The organism is Formivibrio citricus (genome assembly GCF_900115065.1).
In the GTDB taxonomy this organism is placed as follows: Bacteria; Pseudomonadota; Gammaproteobacteria; order Burkholderiales; family Chitinibacteraceae; genus Formivibrio; species Formivibrio citricus.
In genome coordinates this window covers 91,783-109,620 of record NZ_FOVE01000007.1, presented here as the reverse complement: position 1 = coordinate 109,620, position 17,838 = coordinate 91,783, and the positions used below count along the sequence as shown (strand labels likewise).

The window sequence follows — 17,838 nt, the reverse complement described above, 5'->3', positions numbered from 1 at the left end:
GCGAAAGCGGAAAAGTTCAGGATTTTAGCAAATTGCCCGTGATTATTTGCGGCAATTCGCGAAGCGCGGCAACGGTGGGGCAGGGGCGCGGGGGCAGGCCGCGCCAGTTGAACCAGACGGCGTGCAAACCGGCAGCCTGCGCAGCCAGCACGTCGGATTCATAGCTGTCGCCGATCATGACGATCTGCTGCGCGGGCATAGCCAGCGCCTCGCAGATGGCCGCCCAGAAGCGGGGATCGGTTTTGTTTGTTCCGAGTTCTCGCCTGCAGAATATCCGGTCGATGCAGTGATCGAGGTTTACGCGGGCCAGCGCTGCCCGGATGTCGGCCGAATCCGATTCGGAGGCGCCGCTGGCGATGCAGACCGGGCCGATGGCGCGTGCCCATTGCAGGGCTTCCCGCGCGCCCGGCAGCGCGCTGACCGTGGGCCATTGCGCCATCGGGCCGGGCTGGGCGGGGTCGTCATGCATCAGCGTGTCGCCCCAGTCGAACAGGATTGCGCGGATCAAGGTGTTGTCAGGCGCCACAGCACTTCTTGGATTTCTTGCCGCTGCCGCAGGCGCAAGGATCGTTGCGCCCGACCTTTTCGCCCTCGCGCACCACGGTTTCGACTTTGCCGTATTTGCGTTCCAGCCAGCTATAAAGTACACCCTCAATGATCCAGGGGAGTTCGTCCACCCGGTCTTCGCGCGTACGCCGGTTCAGGGTTTTCTCGGGATGCTCGGGGTGATGGCCCAACTCCAGCGTCATGATGTTGCAGATGGCGTCCGTGAGTTCGTCGTTATCGGCCATGGCATCGCTCCACTCCTCCTCGCGCAACAGGTATCCGGCGCGAAAACCGCTGGCCCAGTATTGCCCCAGGGTGTCCATCCATGAATCGTCGCCGGTATCTTCCTGCAACACCAATGGCAGGTACAGCGGTTCGTCCTCGGGCTGTTTCTGGCGTGCTGCCGGGGCAAACGAAGTGGCGACATGAGCGGCATGGCCCAGGATCAGGTCGCGGATGGCCGGATCGAGGTCCGGTGGCGTAGTTCCGCCAAACACTTCATCGAGCCACTCCTCTTCGGGAACCCCCTCCGGCCCGATTGCCAGCGCGACCAGAAAACCGTCGAGCATTTCCAGGTCCATGGTTTCTTTGGGCGTAGCATCCGACATCAAATAGGCATCGAGTTGGTCGAGCTCTTCGTTGGTGAGGGTCATGGCATGGCTCCTGGGCTGGTCGGTATTACTTGCTAGTCTATCCCGTCTTGCTTGCGATGGCTGCATTTCCTGTGAATCTGTTCACGCTCTTTCTGCGAAGCCGTGATCGGGGCTCATGCGCTGCTCTTCACCTCGCTGACGGCTTCTCACGACACATCGTGAACAGGTTATGACAAGGTGTTGCCGACTTGCCGGAAGGCGCTATTCTCAGAGTTTGTTTGCTTGCAAAGAGCTTTCTTTGTGGCGGTAATATTGCTGCGCTGCATGAAAATTTATACCAATCAGGGAGGCTTATATGTAGCATCTACCATTTTGATACATAAAAAATATTACAAAGGGAAAGGCAATGGAACAACAGGCTGTTTGCGTGAATGATCGCGCTGACATGGTCAGACGCCTGAAGGCGATTCTGGTTGGATCGGTCGGCAACCTGATCGAATGGTATGACTTTTACAGTTACGCCGCTTTTTCGCTGTACTTTGCGAGTTCCTTCTTTCCCAAGCAGGATCCCACGGCCCAGATGATGGCTACAGCCGGCATTTTTGCTCTGGGCTTCTTCATCCGCCCGATCGGAGGCTGGCTTTTCGGCCATATCGGCGACCGCTACGGGCGGCGCAATGCCTTGATGATCTCGGTGCTGCTGATGTGCCTGGGCTCGTTCATCATCGCCTTTTCCCCCACCTATCAGACGATTGGCAATGCCGCAGCAGCGCTCTTGTTGACGGCGCGCCTGTTGCAGGGCTTGAGTCTGGGCGGTGAATATGGCTCCAGTGCAACCTATCTGGCCGAAATGGCAACCAGCGAACGCCGCGGGTTTTACTCCAGCTTCCAGTATGTGACGCTGATCGGCGGGCAACTGACTGCGCTGCTCGTGCTCCTGATCCTGCAGAATTTCATCCTGACCCCGGAAGAGCTGCGTGCTTGGGGCTGGCGCATCCCGTTCTTCATCGGCGGCATGTTGGCGGTGTTTGCATTGGTCATGCGCCGCAACCTGCATGAAACCGAATCCTTTACCAAGGCCAAGGCCCACTATCCGAACGCCAGTACCTTGAAGACGCTGATGCAGCATCCGCGCGAAGTGATGATCGTGATCGGCTTGACCATGGGCGGTACGCTGGCCTTCTACGTCTACACCACCTACATGCAGAAGTTCCTCAAGCTCTCTGCCGGCCTGACCGATGCGCAAACGACAGCCGTTTCTGCAGGCTCGCTGATTTTTGCCATGATTTTGCAGCCGATTTACGGGCATTTGTCCGACCGCATTGGTCGTCGCCCCCTGTTGCTGTGGTTTGGCGTGATGGGCACGTTGTGCACGGTGCCCTTGCTGTCCAGCCTTCAGACCGTGAAAGGGCCGTGGGCCGCGTTCTTCCTGATCGCCTGTGCCTGGATCATCGTGTCGGGTTACACGTCGATCAATGCCGTGGTCAAGGCTGAGCTGTTCCCCGCCAATATCCGTGCAACGGGGGTCGGGTTGCCCTATGCGGTGGCGGTTTCCGTGTTCGGCGGTACCTCCGAGTATGTTGCCTTGTGGTTCAAGAGCATCGGCCATGAATCGGGCTTTTACTGGTATGCCACGGCCATCCTGTCCTGTTCGCTGCTGGTTTATGCCTTCATGCGGGATACCAAGCATCATTCGGTCATCGATTCCGAACTGGCGCGCGTGGAGGCGCTCGAAGAAGCTTCCGAGCTGGAAGAGGCAACCTCCCGGCTGGAAGAGTAATCCCGCCCTGAGCCTGAAATGCCCGATGGCCTGCAGACGATGCAGGCTATTTTCATTTCCGGTCGTTGCAAAAAACAGAAAAAATCGCCGGGTTGTGAAGTCAGGTTTTGAATAATCGCCAGTCAGGTTATAAGATGAAGCTGTTGTTCAATAAAAACCCAAAGGAAATTTGTATGAAGCGCGTTGCTCTTGTTACTGGCGGGATTGGTGGTATCGGAACTGCAATCTGCAAGAAGCTGGCCGATGCCGGTCACACCGTTGTCACCTGCGATATCAACGCAGAGCGGGCCGATTCGTGGGTCGCGGACATGAAGGCGCAAGGATACGACTTCAAGGTTTACATCTGCGATGTGACCAATTTCGATCAGTGCGCCGAAATGGCGGCGAAAATCACTGCCGAAGTCGGCCCGGTGGATATCCTGGTCAACAACGCCGGCATCACCCGTGATGCAGTCTTCAAGAAACTGTCGAAAGTGGATTGGGATCTGGTTCTCGGTACCAACCTGGATTCGGTGTACAACATCACCAAGCAGTTCTGCGAAGGCATGACGGAACGCGGCTGGGGACGGGTTATCAATATGTCCTCCGTCAATGGCCAGAAGGGGCAGTTCGGTCAGACCAACTACTCCGCAGCCAAGGCCGGCATGCACGGCTTCACCAAGGCCCTGGCGCAGGAAGTGGCCAAGAAGGGCGTGACCGTCAACACCATCAGCCCGGGCTACATCGGCACGGAAATGGTCATGGCGATCAAGGAAGAAGTCCGCAACCAGATCATCTCGACCATCCCGGTTGGCCGTCTTGGCACCCCGGAGGAAATTGCCGAGCTGGTGGCCTATCTGGCCAGCAATTCCGGTTCGTTCATCACCGGTTCCAACATTGCCATCAACGGTGGCTTGCACATGTTCTGATCCGACACGGATCTGCCGAAGCCGGGCTTGCGAGCCCGGCTTTTTTTGTTTTTCCAGCTCTGCACACTGCTTTGTGGAAGCTCTCTTCTGCCTTGTCTTGTTTTTGCAAATGGAAATAATTTTCGTTGCGTTTGACGAAAAAACTCACTAGCATTTGTGTGTGAGTGGCAAGGTGAACACCATATGTTGTGTTTGCTGCAACAAGTCTAGTCCATATAAAGAGAGAACGAGCATGCTTGCAACGCGGGACGAGGTATCGGAAATGATGCAACAGACAAGCTTTGAAGCGTACAAGGTGATTCGCCGCAGTGGCGATGTGGTGGCCTTCGAGCCGGGCAAGATTTCGCTGGCGCTCAGTAAGGCTTTCATCGCTGTGCAGGGGGGCGAGGCGGGTGCTTCGGCCTCCGTGCGCGAACTGATTGCAGCTCTGACCCAGTCGGTGGTGCAGGCGCTAATGCGCCGCAAGCCGGAAGGCGGTGCGATCCATATCGAGGACATCCAGGATCAGGTCGAGCTGGCGCTGATGCGCTCCGGCGAGCATGACGTCGCCCGTGCCTACGTGTTGTACCGTGAAGAACACGCCCGCCAGCGCGCCGCACGCCATGAGCCGGAAGTGCACCATGCGCTCAATGTGCGCTACGAGGACGGCAGCGTGCGCCCGCTCGATCTGGGGCGGCTCAAGGCACTGATCGCTTCGTCGAGCCTGGGGTTTGATAGCGTGGTCGACCAAAAGATACTGCTCGACGAAACCCTCAAGAACCTCTACGACGGCGTACCGGTCGAGGAAGTGCGCAAATCGGTGATCCTCTCGGCGCGCGCGCTGATCGAAAAAGACCCGGCGTACAGTCAAGTGACTGCCCGCCTGCTGCTCGATACCCTGCGCCGCGAAGTGATCGGCGAGGAAGCCAGCCACGAGGACATGGCCACCCGCTATGCCGAAGTGTTCCCCCGCTTGATCAAGAAGGGCATCGAGGCCGAATTGCTGGATGAAAAACTGGCGCTGTTTGATCTGGCCAAGCTCGGTGCAGCGCTGGATCATGGCCGCGATTACCAGTTTGGCTACTTGGGGCTGCAAACCCTCTACGACCGCTATTTCCTGCATGTGGACGGCACCCGGATCGAATTGCCGCAGGTGTTTTTCATGCGCGTAGCAATGGGGCTGGCCTTGAACGAGATCGACCGCGAAGCACGCGCCATCGAGTTCTACAACGTGCTCTCGACCTTCGATTTCATGTCGTCGACACCGACGCTGTTCAATTCCGGCACACGCCACAGCCAGCTTTCAAGCTGCTACCTGACCACGGTGCAGGACGATCTCGACGGCATTTTCGAAGCGATCAAGGAAAACGCGCTGCTGTCCAAATATGCCGGCGGGCTGGGCAACGACTGGACCCCTGTGCGGGCGCTAGGCAGCCATATCAAGGGTACCAACGGCAAATCGCAGGGTGTGGTGCCGTTCCTCAAGGTGGTCAACGATACCGCCGTCGCCGTGAACCAGGGCGGCAAGCGCAAGGGCGCGGTTTGCGCCTATCTCGAAACCTGGCATGCCGACATCGAGGAATTCCTCGAACTCAGAAAGAACACCGGCGACGACCGCCGCCGCACGCACGACATGAACACCGCCAACTGGATTCCGGATTTGTTCATGAAGCGCGTGATGGAAGGCGGTAACTGGACGCTGTTCAGCCCGGCCGAAGTCCCCGATCTGCACGACAAGGTCGGCAAGGCGTTCGAGGAAGCCTATACGCGCTACGAAGAAAAAGCCGCGCGCGGCGAAATGCGCGTCGCCAAGACCATGCCCGCCTTGAACCTGTGGCGCAAGATTCTGACCATGCTGTTCGAAACCGGGCATCCGTGGATCACCTTCAAGGACCCGTGCAACATCCGCAGCCCGCAGCAGCATATGGGCGTGGTGCACAGCTCCAACCTGTGCACGGAAATTACGCTCAATACCAACGATCAGGAAATCGCTGTCTGCAACCTGGGTTCGGTCAATCTCGTCAACCATATCCGCGACGGCAAGCTGGATGCCGACAAGCTGGCGCGCACCGTCAAGACCGCGATGCGCATGCTCGACAACGTGATCGACATCAATTTCTACCCGGTACGCAAGGCGCGCAACGCCAACTTGAAGCATCGCCCGGTCGGGCTGGGCATCATGGGCTTCCAGGAAGCGCTTTACCTGCTGCGCACCCCGTACGCCTCACAAGCGGCTGTCGAGTTTGCAGATGAATCGATGGAACTCGTCTGCTACCACGCTTACCTGGCTTCGACCGAACTGGCGGCGGAGCGGGGCGCGTATTCCTCGTTCAAGGGCAGCCTGTGGGATCGCGGCATCCTGCCCAAGGATTCGCTCAAGTTGCTGGCAGCAGAGCGCGGCGGGTATCTGGAATACGACGACAGCGAACGTCTGGACTGGGCTGCGCTGCGCGCCCGCATCAAGCAACACGGCATGCGCAACTCCAACTGCGTGGCGATTGCCCCGACTGCGACGATCTCCAATATCGTCGGCGTAGCGGCCTCGATCGAGCCGACCTACCAGAACCTGTATGTGAAATCGAACCTCTCGGGCGAATTCACCGTGATCAACGAGCATCTGGTGAACGATCTCAAGGCGCGCGGACTGTGGGACGACGTGATGATCTCCGACCTCAAATACTTTGACGGTTCGGTATCGCGCATCGAGCGCATTCCGCAAGACCTGCGTGAAATCTACGCGACCTCGTTCGAGATGGACCCGAAATGGCTGGTCGAGGCGGCTTCCCGCCGCCAGAAGTGGATTGACCAGGCGCAGAGCCTCAACATCTACATGGCTGGTGCTTCGGGCAAGAAACTCGACGAGCTGTACAAGTTTGCCTGGGTGCGTGGCCTGAAGACGACCTACTACCTGCGCACGCTGGCGGCGACATCGGCAGAAAAATCGACCGGGCAGGGCGGCGAGTTGAATGCGGTGGCTGTGAATGCCGCACCGGACGCAAAATTCTGCGCGATTGACAACCCCGACTGCGAAGCTTGCCAATAGGCAAGCGCAGCAGGCGGGGTAGCAGCGAAGCTACAACCCGGAGCCACGCAGCGCGGGGCGAACGCCGGAAGGCGTACTGCGAAGCTTGCCAATAGGCAAGCGCAGCAGGCGGGGTAGCAGCGAAGCTACAACCCGGAGCCCCGCAACGCAGGGCGAACGCCGGAAGGCGTACTGCGAAGCTTGTGCCAATAGGCAAGCGCAGCAGGCGGGGGCAGTGAAGCCAGTTGCTCCCTCTCCCTCACAGGGAGAGGGTTGGGGTGAGGGTGAATGCCGTTGAACGCAAGGATTTATCCCCACCCCAGCCCTCCCCATGAAAAAGGGAGGGTGCGAGGTCGTGCGCTCACCGTTCGTCCATGAACAGGGTGCGGATGTTTCGAGAAGTGCCGGTATAATCCGCCCCCTTCTTGCTCCGCGCTGACGCCAGTCCCGATCAATTGCATCGTCTTGTAGGAAAACGCGGGGGAAGGTCTAAACTTGCCCCATTAGCCCATGAGGAATCAACCATGAACCCGCAAGCCATCGACGATTTGATCCGGGCGCTGCCCAAAGCCGAACTGCATGTGCATATCGAAGGCACGCTGGAACCGGAACTGATGTTCAAGCTCGCCAGGCGCAACGGCATCAAGCTGCCTTATGCCAGCGTCGACGAGGTGCGCGCGGCCTATCAGTTCACCGACCTGCAATCCTTCCTTGATCTGTACTACGCCGGAGCCAGTGTGCTGGTCACCGAAGAAGACTTCTACGACCTGACTTGGGCCTATTGCCAGCGCGCCCATGCGGACAACGTGGTGCATACGGAAATCTTCTTTGATCCGCAAACGCATACCGTGCGCGGCGTATCGTTCGAAACCATGCTCAACGGCATCACCCGCGCCTTGTCCGATGCCCTGCTCAAGTACGGCATGACTTCGCGCCGCATCATGTGCTTTTTGCGGCATTTGCCGGAGGCCGATTGCCTGGCGACGCTGGAGCAGGCCAAGCCCTATCTGGAGCGCATTCATGGCGTCGGGCTGGATTCGGGCGAGAAGGGCAACCCGCCTTCCAAGTTCAAGCGCCTGTTCCAGCGCTGCCGCAGCTACGAGCTGCCCGTGGTGGCGCATGCGGGCGAAGAGGGGCCGGCCAGCTACATTACCGAAGCGCTGGATATCCTCGGCGCCAAGCGCATCGACCATGGCGTGCGCTGCGTCGAAGACCCGGAGCTGGTGCACCGCCTTGCCCGCGACAAGGTGCCGCTGACCGTGTGCCCGCTCTCCAACCTCAAGCTGTGCGTGGTTGACAATCTGGAAAAACACAACCTGCGCGACCTGCTGCACGCCGGCCTGTGTGTCACCGTGAACTCGGACGACCCGGCCTATTTCGGCGGTTACATGAACGACAACCTGCTGGCCTGCCGCGCCGCGCTGAACCTGAGCGACGACGACGTGGTGCAACTGGTCCTGAATAGTTTTGAAGCAAGCTGGCTGCGCGATGCGGACAAGACCCGGTGGGAAAACGAAGTAACGCGCATCGCGCTGGAATGGGAAAAGGCGCAGGGAGTGCAATGATGCGCATTCTGGCCGGATTGATGCTGGCGCTGCTGCTCTCGGCCTGCGCCACTCCCTTGTCGCTCGATCACGGCCGGCTGGCTCCGCCGCCCGGCACCGGCTACGTGATTGCTGCGGTCACGCTTGATTCGCTGAACCACCGCAATGCAGATGCGGGCATCTGTCTGCGCGGGCCGGCCAGGGCAACCTGCCTTGAATCGCAGATCAGCCTGGGCTACATCCGCGCACCGGGCGACGAACCCGACGGCGTGGGCAGCCTGCATGTCGTGGCCTTGCCCGCGGGGCAGTACCGGGTGACGGAAATTTACGGCAGTTGGCTTGATGATAGTTTCCGCTGGATGGCTTTCCGCAACCGGGCGAGCTTTGCGCTGGACGAGCGCTTCACTCTGGCCCCCGGCCAAGTCGTATACCTGGGCGATTACCATATCTCGCTCAACTTCAAGCCGAGTTACACCCGCAGTGACACCCGGCGGCGCGATTTCAACGATCTGCGGCTGCGCAGCAGCGTGCAGGATTTTTCGAATGTCACGCTACTTCCCGTGCCTACTCCAAAATGACCCGAGATTTCACATTGGACACCATTCTGTTCACCCGTAGATCAAAAGGCATTAGCAAGAAACGGTGCGCGGGCGCACCTTGCTTCCCCCTTTGCAAAAGGGGGATTGAGGGGGATTTCAGCAGTGCTGTTCATACCTGTGCCGCGAAATCCCCCCAGCCCCCCTTTGTCAAAGGGGGAGGACTTCATCCCGCCACGCAAGCCGCCGTTTCTTGAACGCTTGTCGAACCATGAACAGCGCGGATTTGTGACCAATGAAAAATCCCGGATAACCACAAGGAGATAGATTCCCCATGCTTACTTTTGACGATGACAATGCCATTGCCACTCCGGCAGCCCCCAAAACTGTGACCGTGGCCACGCAAGCGGCCACCGGCGGGCGCGTGAACGTGGTCGACAAGCGCATCATCAACGGCACCACGGACGTCAACCAGCTCGTGCCGTTCAAGTACAAGTGGGCTTGGGAAAAATATCTCGCCACCTGCGCCAACCACTGGATGCCGCAGGAAGTGAACATGCAGCGCGACATCGAACAGTGGAAAACCGGGCAACTGACCGAAGACGAAATGCGGCTGGTCAAGCGCAACCTTGGCTTCTTCGTCACCGCCGACAGCCTGGCCGCCAATAACATCGTGCTCGGCACCTATCGCCAGATCACCGCACCGGAATGCCGCCAATTCCTGCTGCGCCAGGCCTTCGAGGAAGCGATCCACACCCACGCCTACCAGTACATCGTCGAAAGCCTGGGCCTGGACGAAGGCGAAATCTTCAACGCCTACCACGAGATCAAGTCGATCCGCGACAAGGACGAATTCCTGATCCCGTTCATCGACGCGCTGACCGACCCGCAATTCAAGACCGGCACGCTGGAAGCCGACCAGAAACTGCTGCGTTCGATCATCGTCTTTGCCTGCATCATGGAAGGTCTGTTCTTCTACGTCGGCTTCGTGCAAATCCTCGCCTTGGGCCGGCAGAACAAGATGACCGGCGCCGCCGAGCAATACCAGTACATCCTGCGCGATGAATCCATGCACTGCAATTTCGGCATCGACCTCATCAACACCATCAAGCTGGAAAACCCGCAACTGTGGACGGAAGGCTTCAAGGCCGAGCTATATGATCTGTTCCGCAAAGCGGTGGACCTGGAATACGCCTACGCCGAAGACACCATGCCGCGCGGCGTACTGGGACTCAACGCCGCGCAGTTCAAGGAATATCTGCGCTTCATCGCCAACCGCCGCCTGCAACAGATCGGCCTGGAACCGCTCTTCCCTGGCGTGACCAACCCCTTCCCGTGGATGAGCGAGATGATCGATCTGAAGAAAGAAAAGAATTTCTTCGAAACGCGGGTGACGGAATATCAGACAGGCGGGGCGTTGAGCTGGGAGTGAGATGGGCGTCGGGCGCCGGATGGCTCCCCCAGCTTATCCGCCCAGCACAGGGCAATGGCGGAATGTCGCGTAGCTCCGATTCCGCCGTACGGGTAGGGTGTCAATGAGCGTGGCGAATTGCACCGAATGCAATAAACGTAAATATCCGGTGCGTTTCGCTTTGCTCAACAGCACCCTACGGATTGCATCGTACGCGGTTCTTTGCTGAGTCCGCGCCGTATCTGGATGAAATGTGTTATTGGTTTAGCACGTGCTTTTTATGCCATTCGTAGAATTCGTTGAGTACTTGCGTGGCGAAAATTGCTTCGGCCTTCAGCTCATCAAGGGTGTAAAGTTTGGCTTCTCCGGATAGTGCCCTACCAACTTTCGGCGACGCGTTGAAGAGTGTGTTGCGCGTTTGCATTCCCCAGCGGCCGTGAACAAATGCATTCCTCGTTATGCGCACTTTGTCTGCGCTTTTCTGCCAAGTGAAAAATGTCTGAACTGCTTGATGGCTCAGAGCTTCCGAGCCATTGACCAACTCTTGAAGGCAATCAAGTTTATCTTTGAAGCCAAGCCGTTCAATCAGCGGATTGAGCTGATCTGGTGATGGGGTCGGAGTAAGGTTTTGCAGGGCTAGGGCAAGTAAAAAATCCAAGCGGGAAAACGCAAAAATGAGCTGACCAACACATGCGGCTGCCTGATTTTCAAGTTCGTTTAGCACCGCCCCTCCTTGCGAGGTCTAATAGTGTAATCACAGTCTTTAAATCCTAGGGCCTCTTACTACGGGCCGAAGCAAAGATTACTCCAATCGCGCAACATCTGGAATTGCCGCACCCGCTCAAGAATGTCCTTGCTACTGCCTACCTGTCCAAACCCCTTCCGTCAGGCAACCCAGATGGCGATTACGATCCCCACCACGTCCCCGGCCAAGCAGACCGGAACCAGGTAGCGCGTGTTCCTGATGTTGACCGAGCCGAGGTAGACGGCGAGCACGTAGAACGTGGTTTCGGCGCTGCCCATGATGATGGCTGCGATCCGTGTCGCCGTGGAGTCGACGCCGATGGTTCGGATGATGTCCGTGAACAGGGCGGTGGCGGCGCTTCCGGACAGCGGCTTGACGATGGCCATCGACATGACCTCCAGTGGTACGTTCGTGAAGGAGAACATGCCGTGGAAGGCGTTGCGGATGAAATCGAATGCGCCGGATGCCTGGAAACCCTTGATGGCGATGAAGATGGCCAAGAGGTAGGGGAATATTTTCAGGATGATCTGCGGGCCTTCCCTGGCGCCGGCCACGAAGGAATCGTAGACGTCGACCTTTTTCAGCGCGCCGTAAACGACGGCGAACAGGATGAAGGCCGGGATCAGCAGCAGTGAAACATGATTGACGGCTTCGATCATTTGAACACCTTCCTGAAGGCAAAAAGGATGGCGAGCGCCGCAAGCGCGGAAGTCAGCGTGGCGACCAGAACCGGGAGGACGACCGCGGCCGGGTTTTTTGCGCCGTAGCTGGCGAGCAGCCCGATCACGGAAAACGGGATGAGCTGAATGCTGGCGGTGTTGAGCACGATGAACACCATCATTTCAAAGGTGACGGTGCCTTTTTCCGGGTTGAGCGCATCGAGCTCCTGCATGGCCTTGATGCCGAGCGGCGTGGCCGCGTTGCCCAGCCCGAACAGGTTGGCGAGGATGTTGAGCGTCATCGCCGAGATGGACGGATGATCGTCGGGAACGTTGCGGAACAGGCGGGAAACGAGCGGTTTGAAGAGGTGGGCGATGCGGTAGATCAGGCCGGAATCTTCCAGTATCCGGGTGATGCCCATCCAGACCGATACGATCCCGAGCAGAAACAACGAAATTTCGACTGCCGACTTCGCGCCTTCAAAGATCGATTTCGTGAAGGCTTCGAGGTTGCCGGTGAACATGGCAAAAACGATGCTGACGGAGATCATGACAAGCCATACGGCATTCATCGGGCGGTTCCTGCTGCTGCATAAACGGTGGATTTCGCCCGAATGGTACTCCATCCGGGGCGTGGAGTTCCCCCTTTGGCAAAGGGGGAAGCAAGGTGTGCCCTGCCGTCGCAGGGATTTCCGGAGCCGGAATTACGTGGCCGAAGAACGCTTCTCGCGCATCTCTTGCGAAGGGCATGGCGCTTCGCGGCCTCGCACCAGAAGCATCAGAGCCGAGAGGGTCTGGCGGGGGGGGGCCGAGTAGCCGGTGAGCGCTGCGACCCACAGCAGGATTCCTGCAACGCCGAGTACGATGCCGATGGTCAAGCCGGTCGTTCCTCCGGCCATGTATCCCGAGACGATCAGGGCTGCGCCAGCGCCCAGAAGCCCCACCAGCGTGACCAGCACCGTGGCCGATTCGAACTGGGTCAGGAGTTTGTCGAGGTAGGCATCCTCGTGCTTGCCCATGCCGGGGGTGCGGCGGTGGATCATGCGCAGGGGCAGTGTGACGCTGCGTGCGGCGACAGGTGCCCAGACGACGTACACGAGCGCGACGAGGAAGAGATAGCGGTAGGGAACCCCCCCGACAAAGCGCCCGCCGGAAGGGTCGGTATGTAGTGCGTGTTCGACGATGCCCGCTGCGGCAAGGATCGCCATCATGGTCACGATCATCAGCATCAGGGCCTTGCTGTAACGCAGTACGGCGATCCGGATGTGGAGCACATGCCTGGCCAGGAGCGCTTCGGTGCGCGCCACGTCTTGGGCCAGTGTGCGGTCACGGGTCAGGCCCGCGAGCCGGAAGCTCTGCCGCAGCCGGTCTTCGTCGCCCGCCAGCCCTTCGGCGGCCGTATGCCCCCAGATTTCGAAAGTGCGGGTATCGAAACGGTCGCGCCAGCCCGCATCCTCAAGGCTTTTCGGAACCAGAAGGGCGCGGGTCCATGCGTCCTTGCGCCCCTCGTCGATTTGCGCCTTGGTATGCTCGCTGACCTCGTCGTTGTTGAATCCCAAACCCGGAATGATGAAGCGCGGATTGAAGATCGGGCGGCCATGGGCATGGGTATCGTAGGCATGTCCCCGCTCCGGCGCGCCGAAGGTGTTGCTGGTGAAATAGAAGCCCAGCAGGTCGCCGACCAGGAGATAAACCGCCACGACCGGCAGGATCACGGAAAGCGCGGCGGCGACGGCGATTCCCCCGATTACGAGCCAGTGCTGGTTGGCGTCGTAGGACGAGATGAGGAGGGTGGCCATTTTCGGAAAGCCGTCGCGGATGAACAACGGCAGCAACAGCACCAGCGCCGAGCCGCCCAGGAGCGCTTGGGCAACGCGATGGATCGTTGAGAGGCGTACTTCGCAGCGTTGCAGGAAAGTCCGCATCGCGGCGCGGGATTCCTCGTCGGAGATTGTGCGAGTTTGTGCGGGTTCTTCCATTGTTGCCTGCCTCCATGCAGATCAATGCAAGAACCTGTTCATAATCTTGCCGCGCTGTTGATGGCTGCTTGCGACGGATTATGGACAGGTTCTAAAAACTATATGGAGCTTACTCCAAGCGAACGGCAAGGAACAAGAAGGCCATCGGGCCGTTCCTGACGGAAAACAAAAAAGCCAACCCGAAAAGGTTGGCTTTTTTGGAATCTGGAGCGGGCGATGGGAATCGAACCCACGGCTCTAGCTTGGGAAGCTAGGGTATTACCATTATACGACGCCCGCGAAGGCACGGATTGTAACAGGGCGAGAACGGCACGGCAAACCGGATTGCCGGGCAGGTCTGGTTTTTTCCCTCGCCCATTGCGGGAGAGGGGCGCGAAAGAGGGAGCGATGTATCAGCGGGTAGCCCGGATGCAGCGCAGCGGAATCCGGGAACACGGTTTCAAAGACAAACCGGGTTTGTGGCGACCGCCAACGAAAGCCCCGGATTTCACGTTGTTTCATCCGGGCTACTCGCTTGGAACCTGTTCAAAGTCTGTCGCGAGAGGCCCTCGGCGGGGTGAAGAGCAGCGCAAAAACCGGAGTGTACAAGTAGTACATGAGGATTTTGAGCAGCGCATGAGCCCCGATCAGGGTCTCGCAGCAAGACTAGTAGTCAGTCATACCGATTCTGCTATGTTCGGCATGCCCCGCATCCCCATTCGCTTTGTCGCTCATCCTCTCCATAGCCGTGCTATGGCTGCGGTTCGCTTCGCGCGGCTGGGGCGCGGATGCTTGCCTCGGCATCCACGCAAATCTGCGTGACTGACTACTAGGAACAGGTTCTCAGGCCGCACGCAGGGCGTCGATGATATTCAGCCGCGCGGCGCGCAAGGCCGGCAGGAAGCCGCCGATAAAACCCATGGCGAGCGAAAAGGCAAGTGCGCTGGCAACGATGCCGGGTGTGAGCGTGAAGCTGAAAGCCAGTTCGGAGAAGGTTTGCCAGTTCATGGTGGAGAGCGTGATCCATTGCATGGCGCTGGCGGCGACGATGCCGGTTATGCCGCCGACGAGGCTCAAAAGCAGCGATTCGCCGAGAAAGGCGATCAGGATGCGGCTTTTGCGGAAACCGATGGCGCGCAGGGTGCCGATTTCCGGGGTACGGCTGGCCACCGATCCGTACATGGTAATCATGGCGCCGAGCACCGCGCCGATGGAGAAAATCACCGACAGCGTGTTGCCGAGAATGCGGATGAAGGTGGCCATGAAGCGCGACTGGTCGGCGTAGAAATCGTTTTCGCGCTTGGCTTCGACGTTGAGCCGTCGGTCGTTGCCAAGGCGGGTACTCATCTCGTCGAAGGCGCGGCGGTCGCCGAGCTTGAAGACGACGGACGAGTACACCGGGCGGCGGAAGGCTTGCATCATCTGTTCGCCGTCGCCCCAGATTTCCGAGTTGAAGCCGGTCTTGCCCGCGTCGAAAATACCGACGACCTGCCATTCCCGACGGGCGAAAAACAGTTTTTCGCCCAGCCCCACGCCCGCGAAACCGTTGGCGATGCTACTGCCGACGACGATCTCGTTGCTGTCGGGGTGGAACGGGCGGCCGGCGACGAGCTTGACCTGCGGCCTGAGCGCAAGTCCGGTGGCATCGGTACCGCGCACAGTGATGTTGGCGGGGTTGTTGCTGATTTTCTTGTTGAGCGAGATCAGCACCAGGCATTCGCGGGCGAGCAGCGGGTTGCCCGCGCTGTCTGCGGCGATATAGGGCAGGGTGGAAAGAATATGCGCCTGGCTGCGTTCGATGCTGCTCTGGATTTCGGTTTGCGCTGCGGCGCGGATGACGACGACGTTGTCGGGGCTGCCGGTTTCGACCAGTGTGGAGCGCAAGCCGGCTTCGAGCATCTGCACGGCGGTGAAGACGAATACCACCAGCGCCATGCCGCCCGCGGTCAGCAACGTGGTCAGGCGGCGGGCGAAGAGGTTGCGCCAGATGTACTGGACGGGGATGCCGTACCTCATGCTACGGCCCTCAATCCGTCAACGATCCTGACCCGCATCGCGCGCGCGGCCGGGATCACGGCGGCGCTCAGACCGACGATGGTACAGGCCGCCAACTGCATCCAGACGGTTTCCGGGGCAACGTTGAAGACGGGGAAGATGTTGTCGAGCTGGGTGCCGACGATCCGTGCGGCAGGTTCGGTGGCGGCGATGCCGATGGCGCCGCCGATGAGTGCCAGCAGCAGCGATTCGGCGTAAACGAGGCCAGCGACGATGCGCGGCGCGAAGCCCAGCGCTTTCAGGGTGGCATATTCGGCGATGCGTTCGCGCGCGGCCATCGCCATGGTGTTGGCCATCACCGCCATGATGATGACGATGACCACGAAAGAAACGATCTGGATGGCGTTGACGATGGCGCCGGTCATGGCGATGAAGCCCAAGTTGAACGCTTTTTCGGTTTCGGTGAGCGTTTCGGCTAGCGAGTTCTTGAATTCGGCATCCACGCGGCGCGAGATGGCCGCTGCATCGCGCCCGTCGCGGATCTGCAGCAGGTAGATGCCGATCTGGTTGACCCGGCCGGGCGCGGTCTGCCTCATGCGCTCGTTGAGGTAGTCCCACTGGAACAGAAACTGCCCCTCGTCGGTGTTGGCATGGCGACCGCTGTAGATGCCGCGTACCACGAATTCCCAGGTGCCGGGATAGATGGTGCCCTTGAGCGGCACCGTGTCGCCGATTTTCCAGCCGAAACGGTTGGCCAGCTTGCGCCCGACCACCGCGCCGCGCCGGTCGTTCTGGAACGCGCGCAGTTGTTCGGGTGGGAGGATAAATTCGGGGTAGAGGTTGAAGTGGCTGTTGCGGTCCACGGCGAACTGCGGAAAGAAGTTGCGCTCGTCGATGTAGACGCCGTTGAACCAGTTCATCCAGCCGATGGCCGTTACGCCCTCCATGCCGCGCAGCTTTTCGGCGTAGGAGAGCGGTAGCGGGAAGATGAGGGAGATGGAATTTCGCACGATCAGGCGTTTGTCCGAGGCCGCATCCGCGCCGGCATACCAGGCCGAAACCACGGTGCGCAGCAGGCCGAATGCCAGAATCGCCACCACGATGCCGAGCACGGTCAGCGACGAGCGCAGGCGGTGGCGCAGGGTGTTGCGCAGGGCAAAACGGATCAGGAGTGTGAGCATTCAGGCTCATCCCGCGCCGCATCGAGCAATGCAGCTACGCGGCCGTCCGGCGCGAACTTGCGCGCGAACAGCGCCGGCGTGGCGAGCAGTTGCGGCAGGTCGGCTTCCGTGAAGGTGCGCGGCGACCATGAACCGGGTTCCCATTCGATCAGCCGCAAGGGATCGGGGCAAAGCTGTTCGCGCAAGGGGCTGTGCCAGAGCAGGGTCTGGAAGAACATTTCGTCCGGCACCAGCGTGCGGTAGAAGAAGGGGATGATACGCGGATGTTTGTCGCAGAAATCCAGTAGCCAGTGGCTGGCTTGGCTTGAGAGCATCCACCACTGCGATCCGGCCCGGATTTCGGTCAGCGGTTCGGGCAGTGGGCGGCGCAGTCCGATGCGGTTGAGTCCGCGCTGGGCTTTTTGCAGCAGCTTGCCGAGCGGTTTGCCGTTGAGCGTTTCGAAGTGCCAGGCTTCGTGCCGGTAGCGCACGTCAAAGGCGCCGGGTTCCTGCAGGTCGATGAACCCCGCCCTGTCTGAATTTTCCAGTTTTTTTGCAATTGCCGCATTGGGCTGCAATGGATAATCCTGCCCGGAAAGCAGGATCAGCCAGTCGCAACGGTCCGCGAGCGCGGCCCGCATCAGACGCAGCGTGGCTTCGACCAGCGAAAACCCGCCCCAGCGGCAAGGCTGGCGTTCGACCCAGGAGACCGGTGCCGGGCAACGAGCGACTTCCGCTTGCAGGGCGGAGAAGGTCGTGGCCGGCGTGTTGGCGTCGACGTGTATGTAGACATGCACACCGGGCGCTGACAGGCGTTCTGTCAGTCTGCCGACTTGTTGTGGATGGGCATGGGCAAGGATCAGGTAGGCAATCTTCATGAATGAAGGATACCGCGCCCATTCGGCGTACGAAAGCCCGAAAAGTGTCGGTTTGCGATGATCGGCATTGCTATCCTGAAAGGAAAGATTGAGTTGGTTTTATCCGGGTATCCCATGGAGTTTC

At 59.5% G+C, this 17,838-nt stretch carries 15 protein-coding genes and 1 tRNA gene; 6 read left to right on the top strand and 10 right to left on the bottom strand.

Annotated elements, in window-relative coordinates; translation table 11 throughout:
- Window positions 1–16 precede the first annotated feature (16 nt).
- Window positions 17–526, bottom strand: a complete 510-nt coding sequence (locus BMZ36_RS06415) for an HAD family hydrolase (protein ID WP_091192989.1) — start codon at window positions 524–526, stop codon at window positions 17–19.
- A complete protein-coding gene (locus BMZ36_RS06410; RefSeq protein WP_177187804.1) occupies window positions 516–1,199 on the bottom strand; it encodes a UPF0149 family protein in 684 nt (227 codons plus the stop codon). The genes BMZ36_RS06415 and BMZ36_RS06410 overlap by 11 nt, the downstream gene beginning before the upstream one ends.
- A 385-nt stretch (window positions 1,200–1,584) precedes the next feature.
- Between BMZ36_RS06410 and BMZ36_RS06405 the strand changes: the two genes are divergently transcribed.
- The 6 genes from BMZ36_RS06405 to BMZ36_RS06380 all read left to right on the top strand — a co-directional run bounded on the left by BMZ36_RS06405 (window position 1,585) and on the right by BMZ36_RS06380 (window position 10,340).
- Window positions 1,585–2,919 carry an MFS transporter gene (locus tag BMZ36_RS06405; RefSeq protein WP_091193085.1) on the top strand — a complete coding sequence of 445 codons (1,335 nt, stop codon included), beginning with the start codon at window positions 1,585–1,587 and terminating at the stop codon, window positions 2,917–2,919.
- Between the two features lie 173 nt (window positions 2,920–3,092).
- Window positions 3,093–3,827 (top strand): acetoacetyl-CoA reductase, encoded by a 735-nt coding sequence (phbB, locus tag BMZ36_RS06400; RefSeq protein WP_091193083.1) that lies wholly within the window; start codon window positions 3,093–3,095, stop codon window positions 3,825–3,827.
- Window positions 3,828–4,059: 232 nt separating this feature from the next.
- A complete protein-coding gene (locus tag BMZ36_RS06395; protein ID WP_091192981.1) occupies window positions 4,060–6,849 on the top strand; it encodes a ribonucleoside-diphosphate reductase subunit alpha in 2,790 nt (929 codons plus the stop codon).
- Window positions 6,850–7,352: 503 nt separating this feature from the next.
- A complete protein-coding gene (locus BMZ36_RS06390) occupies window positions 7,353–8,393 on the top strand; it encodes an adenosine deaminase (RefSeq protein WP_091192977.1) in 1,041 nt (346 codons plus the stop codon).
- Window positions 8,390–8,950 (top strand): hypothetical protein, encoded by a 561-nt coding sequence (locus BMZ36_RS06385; RefSeq protein ID WP_091192972.1) that lies wholly within the window; start codon window positions 8,390–8,392, stop codon window positions 8,948–8,950. Before BMZ36_RS06390 ends, BMZ36_RS06385 begins: the two co-directional genes overlap by 4 nt.
- A 292-nt stretch (window positions 8,951–9,242) precedes the next feature.
- On the top strand, window positions 9,243–10,340 hold the full coding sequence (locus tag BMZ36_RS06380; protein ID WP_091192967.1) for a ribonucleotide-diphosphate reductase subunit beta: 1,098 nt from the start codon (window positions 9,243–9,245) through the stop codon (window positions 10,338–10,340).
- A 235-nt stretch (window positions 10,341–10,575) separates the two neighbouring features.
- Here the strand turns inward: BMZ36_RS06380 and BMZ36_RS14285 are convergent, their stop codons facing one another.
- The 8 genes from BMZ36_RS14285 to BMZ36_RS06345 all read right to left on the bottom strand — a co-directional run bounded on the left by BMZ36_RS14285 (window position 10,576) and on the right by BMZ36_RS06345 (window position 17,714).
- A complete protein-coding gene (locus BMZ36_RS14285) occupies window positions 10,576–11,043 on the bottom strand; it encodes a hypothetical protein (protein WP_143085987.1) in 468 nt (155 codons plus the stop codon).
- Window positions 11,044–11,204: 161 nt separating this feature from the next.
- The gene (locus tag BMZ36_RS06375) at window positions 11,205–11,723 is read right to left on the bottom strand and encodes a spore maturation protein (RefSeq protein WP_091192963.1); all 519 of its coding nucleotides are present in this window, start codon (window positions 11,721–11,723) and stop codon (window positions 11,205–11,207) included.
- Entirely contained in the window at window positions 11,720–12,295 is a 576-nt protein-coding gene (locus tag BMZ36_RS06370) for a nucleoside recognition domain-containing protein (RefSeq protein ID WP_091193081.1), read from the bottom strand. Before BMZ36_RS06370 ends, BMZ36_RS06375 begins: the two co-directional genes overlap by 4 nt.
- A 132-nt stretch (window positions 12,296–12,427) precedes the next feature.
- Window positions 12,428–13,702, bottom strand: coding sequence for a hypothetical protein (locus BMZ36_RS06365; protein WP_091192959.1), 1,275 nt, complete (start codon window positions 13,700–13,702; stop codon window positions 12,428–12,430).
- Window positions 13,703–13,907: 205 nt separating this feature from the next.
- Window positions 13,908–13,981: transfer RNA gene (locus tag BMZ36_RS06360), tRNA-Gly, on the bottom strand.
- A 543-nt stretch (window positions 13,982–14,524) separates the two neighbouring features.
- The gene (locus tag BMZ36_RS06355) at window positions 14,525–15,697 is read right to left on the bottom strand and encodes an ABC transporter permease (RefSeq protein WP_091192956.1); all 1,173 of its coding nucleotides are present in this window, start codon (window positions 15,695–15,697) and stop codon (window positions 14,525–14,527) included.
- The gene (locus BMZ36_RS06350) at window positions 15,694–16,857 is read right to left on the bottom strand and encodes an ABC transporter permease (RefSeq protein ID WP_091192952.1); all 1,164 of its coding nucleotides are present in this window, start codon (window positions 16,855–16,857) and stop codon (window positions 15,694–15,696) included. Before BMZ36_RS06350 ends, BMZ36_RS06355 begins: the two co-directional genes overlap by 4 nt.
- A complete protein-coding gene (locus tag BMZ36_RS06345; RefSeq protein ID WP_091192947.1) occupies window positions 16,842–17,714 on the bottom strand; it encodes a beta-1,6-N-acetylglucosaminyltransferase in 873 nt (290 codons plus the stop codon). Before BMZ36_RS06345 ends, BMZ36_RS06350 begins: the two co-directional genes overlap by 16 nt.
- Between the last annotated feature and the right edge of the window lie 124 nt (window positions 17,715–17,838).

Bases quoted from the DNA above. Each gene is read 5' to 3' on its own strand.
- BMZ36_RS06410 (WP_177187804.1), bottom strand. From the start codon at position 1,199: ATGACCCTCACCAACGAAGAGCTCGACCAACTCGATGCCTATTTGATG.
- BMZ36_RS06405 (WP_091193085.1), top strand. From the start codon at position 1,585: ATGGTCAGACGCCTGAAGGCGATTCTGGTTGGATCGGTCGGCAACCTG.
- phbB (WP_091193083.1), top strand. From the start codon at position 3,093: ATGAAGCGCGTTGCTCTTGTTACTGGCGGGATTGGTGGTATCGGAACT.
- BMZ36_RS06395 (WP_091192981.1), top strand. From the start codon at position 4,060: ATGCTTGCAACGCGGGACGAGGTATCGGAAATGATGCAACAGACAAGC.
- BMZ36_RS06390 (WP_091192977.1), top strand. From the start codon at position 7,353: ATGAACCCGCAAGCCATCGACGATTTGATCCGGGCGCTGCCCAAAGCC.
- BMZ36_RS06385 (WP_091192972.1), top strand. From the start codon at position 8,390: ATGATGCGCATTCTGGCCGGATTGATGCTGGCGCTGCTGCTCTCGGCC.
- BMZ36_RS06380 (WP_091192967.1), top strand. From the start codon at position 9,243: ATGCTTACTTTTGACGATGACAATGCCATTGCCACTCCGGCAGCCCCC.
- BMZ36_RS06375 (WP_091192963.1), bottom strand. From the start codon at position 11,723: ATGATCGAAGCCGTCAATCATGTTTCACTGCTGCTGATCCCGGCCTTC.
- BMZ36_RS06370 (WP_091193081.1), bottom strand. From the start codon at position 12,295: ATGAATGCCGTATGGCTTGTCATGATCTCCGTCAGCATCGTTTTTGCC.
- BMZ36_RS06365 (WP_091192959.1), bottom strand. From the start codon at position 13,702: ATGGAAGAACCCGCACAAACTCGCACAATCTCCGACGAGGAATCCCGC.
- BMZ36_RS06355 (WP_091192956.1), bottom strand. From the start codon at position 15,697: ATGAGGTACGGCATCCCCGTCCAGTACATCTGGCGCAACCTCTTCGCC.
- BMZ36_RS06350 (WP_091192952.1), bottom strand. From the start codon at position 16,857: ATGCTCACACTCCTGATCCGTTTTGCCCTGCGCAACACCCTGCGCCAC.
- BMZ36_RS06345 (WP_091192947.1), bottom strand. From the start codon at position 17,714: ATGAAGATTGCCTACCTGATCCTTGCCCATGCCCATCCACAACAAGTC.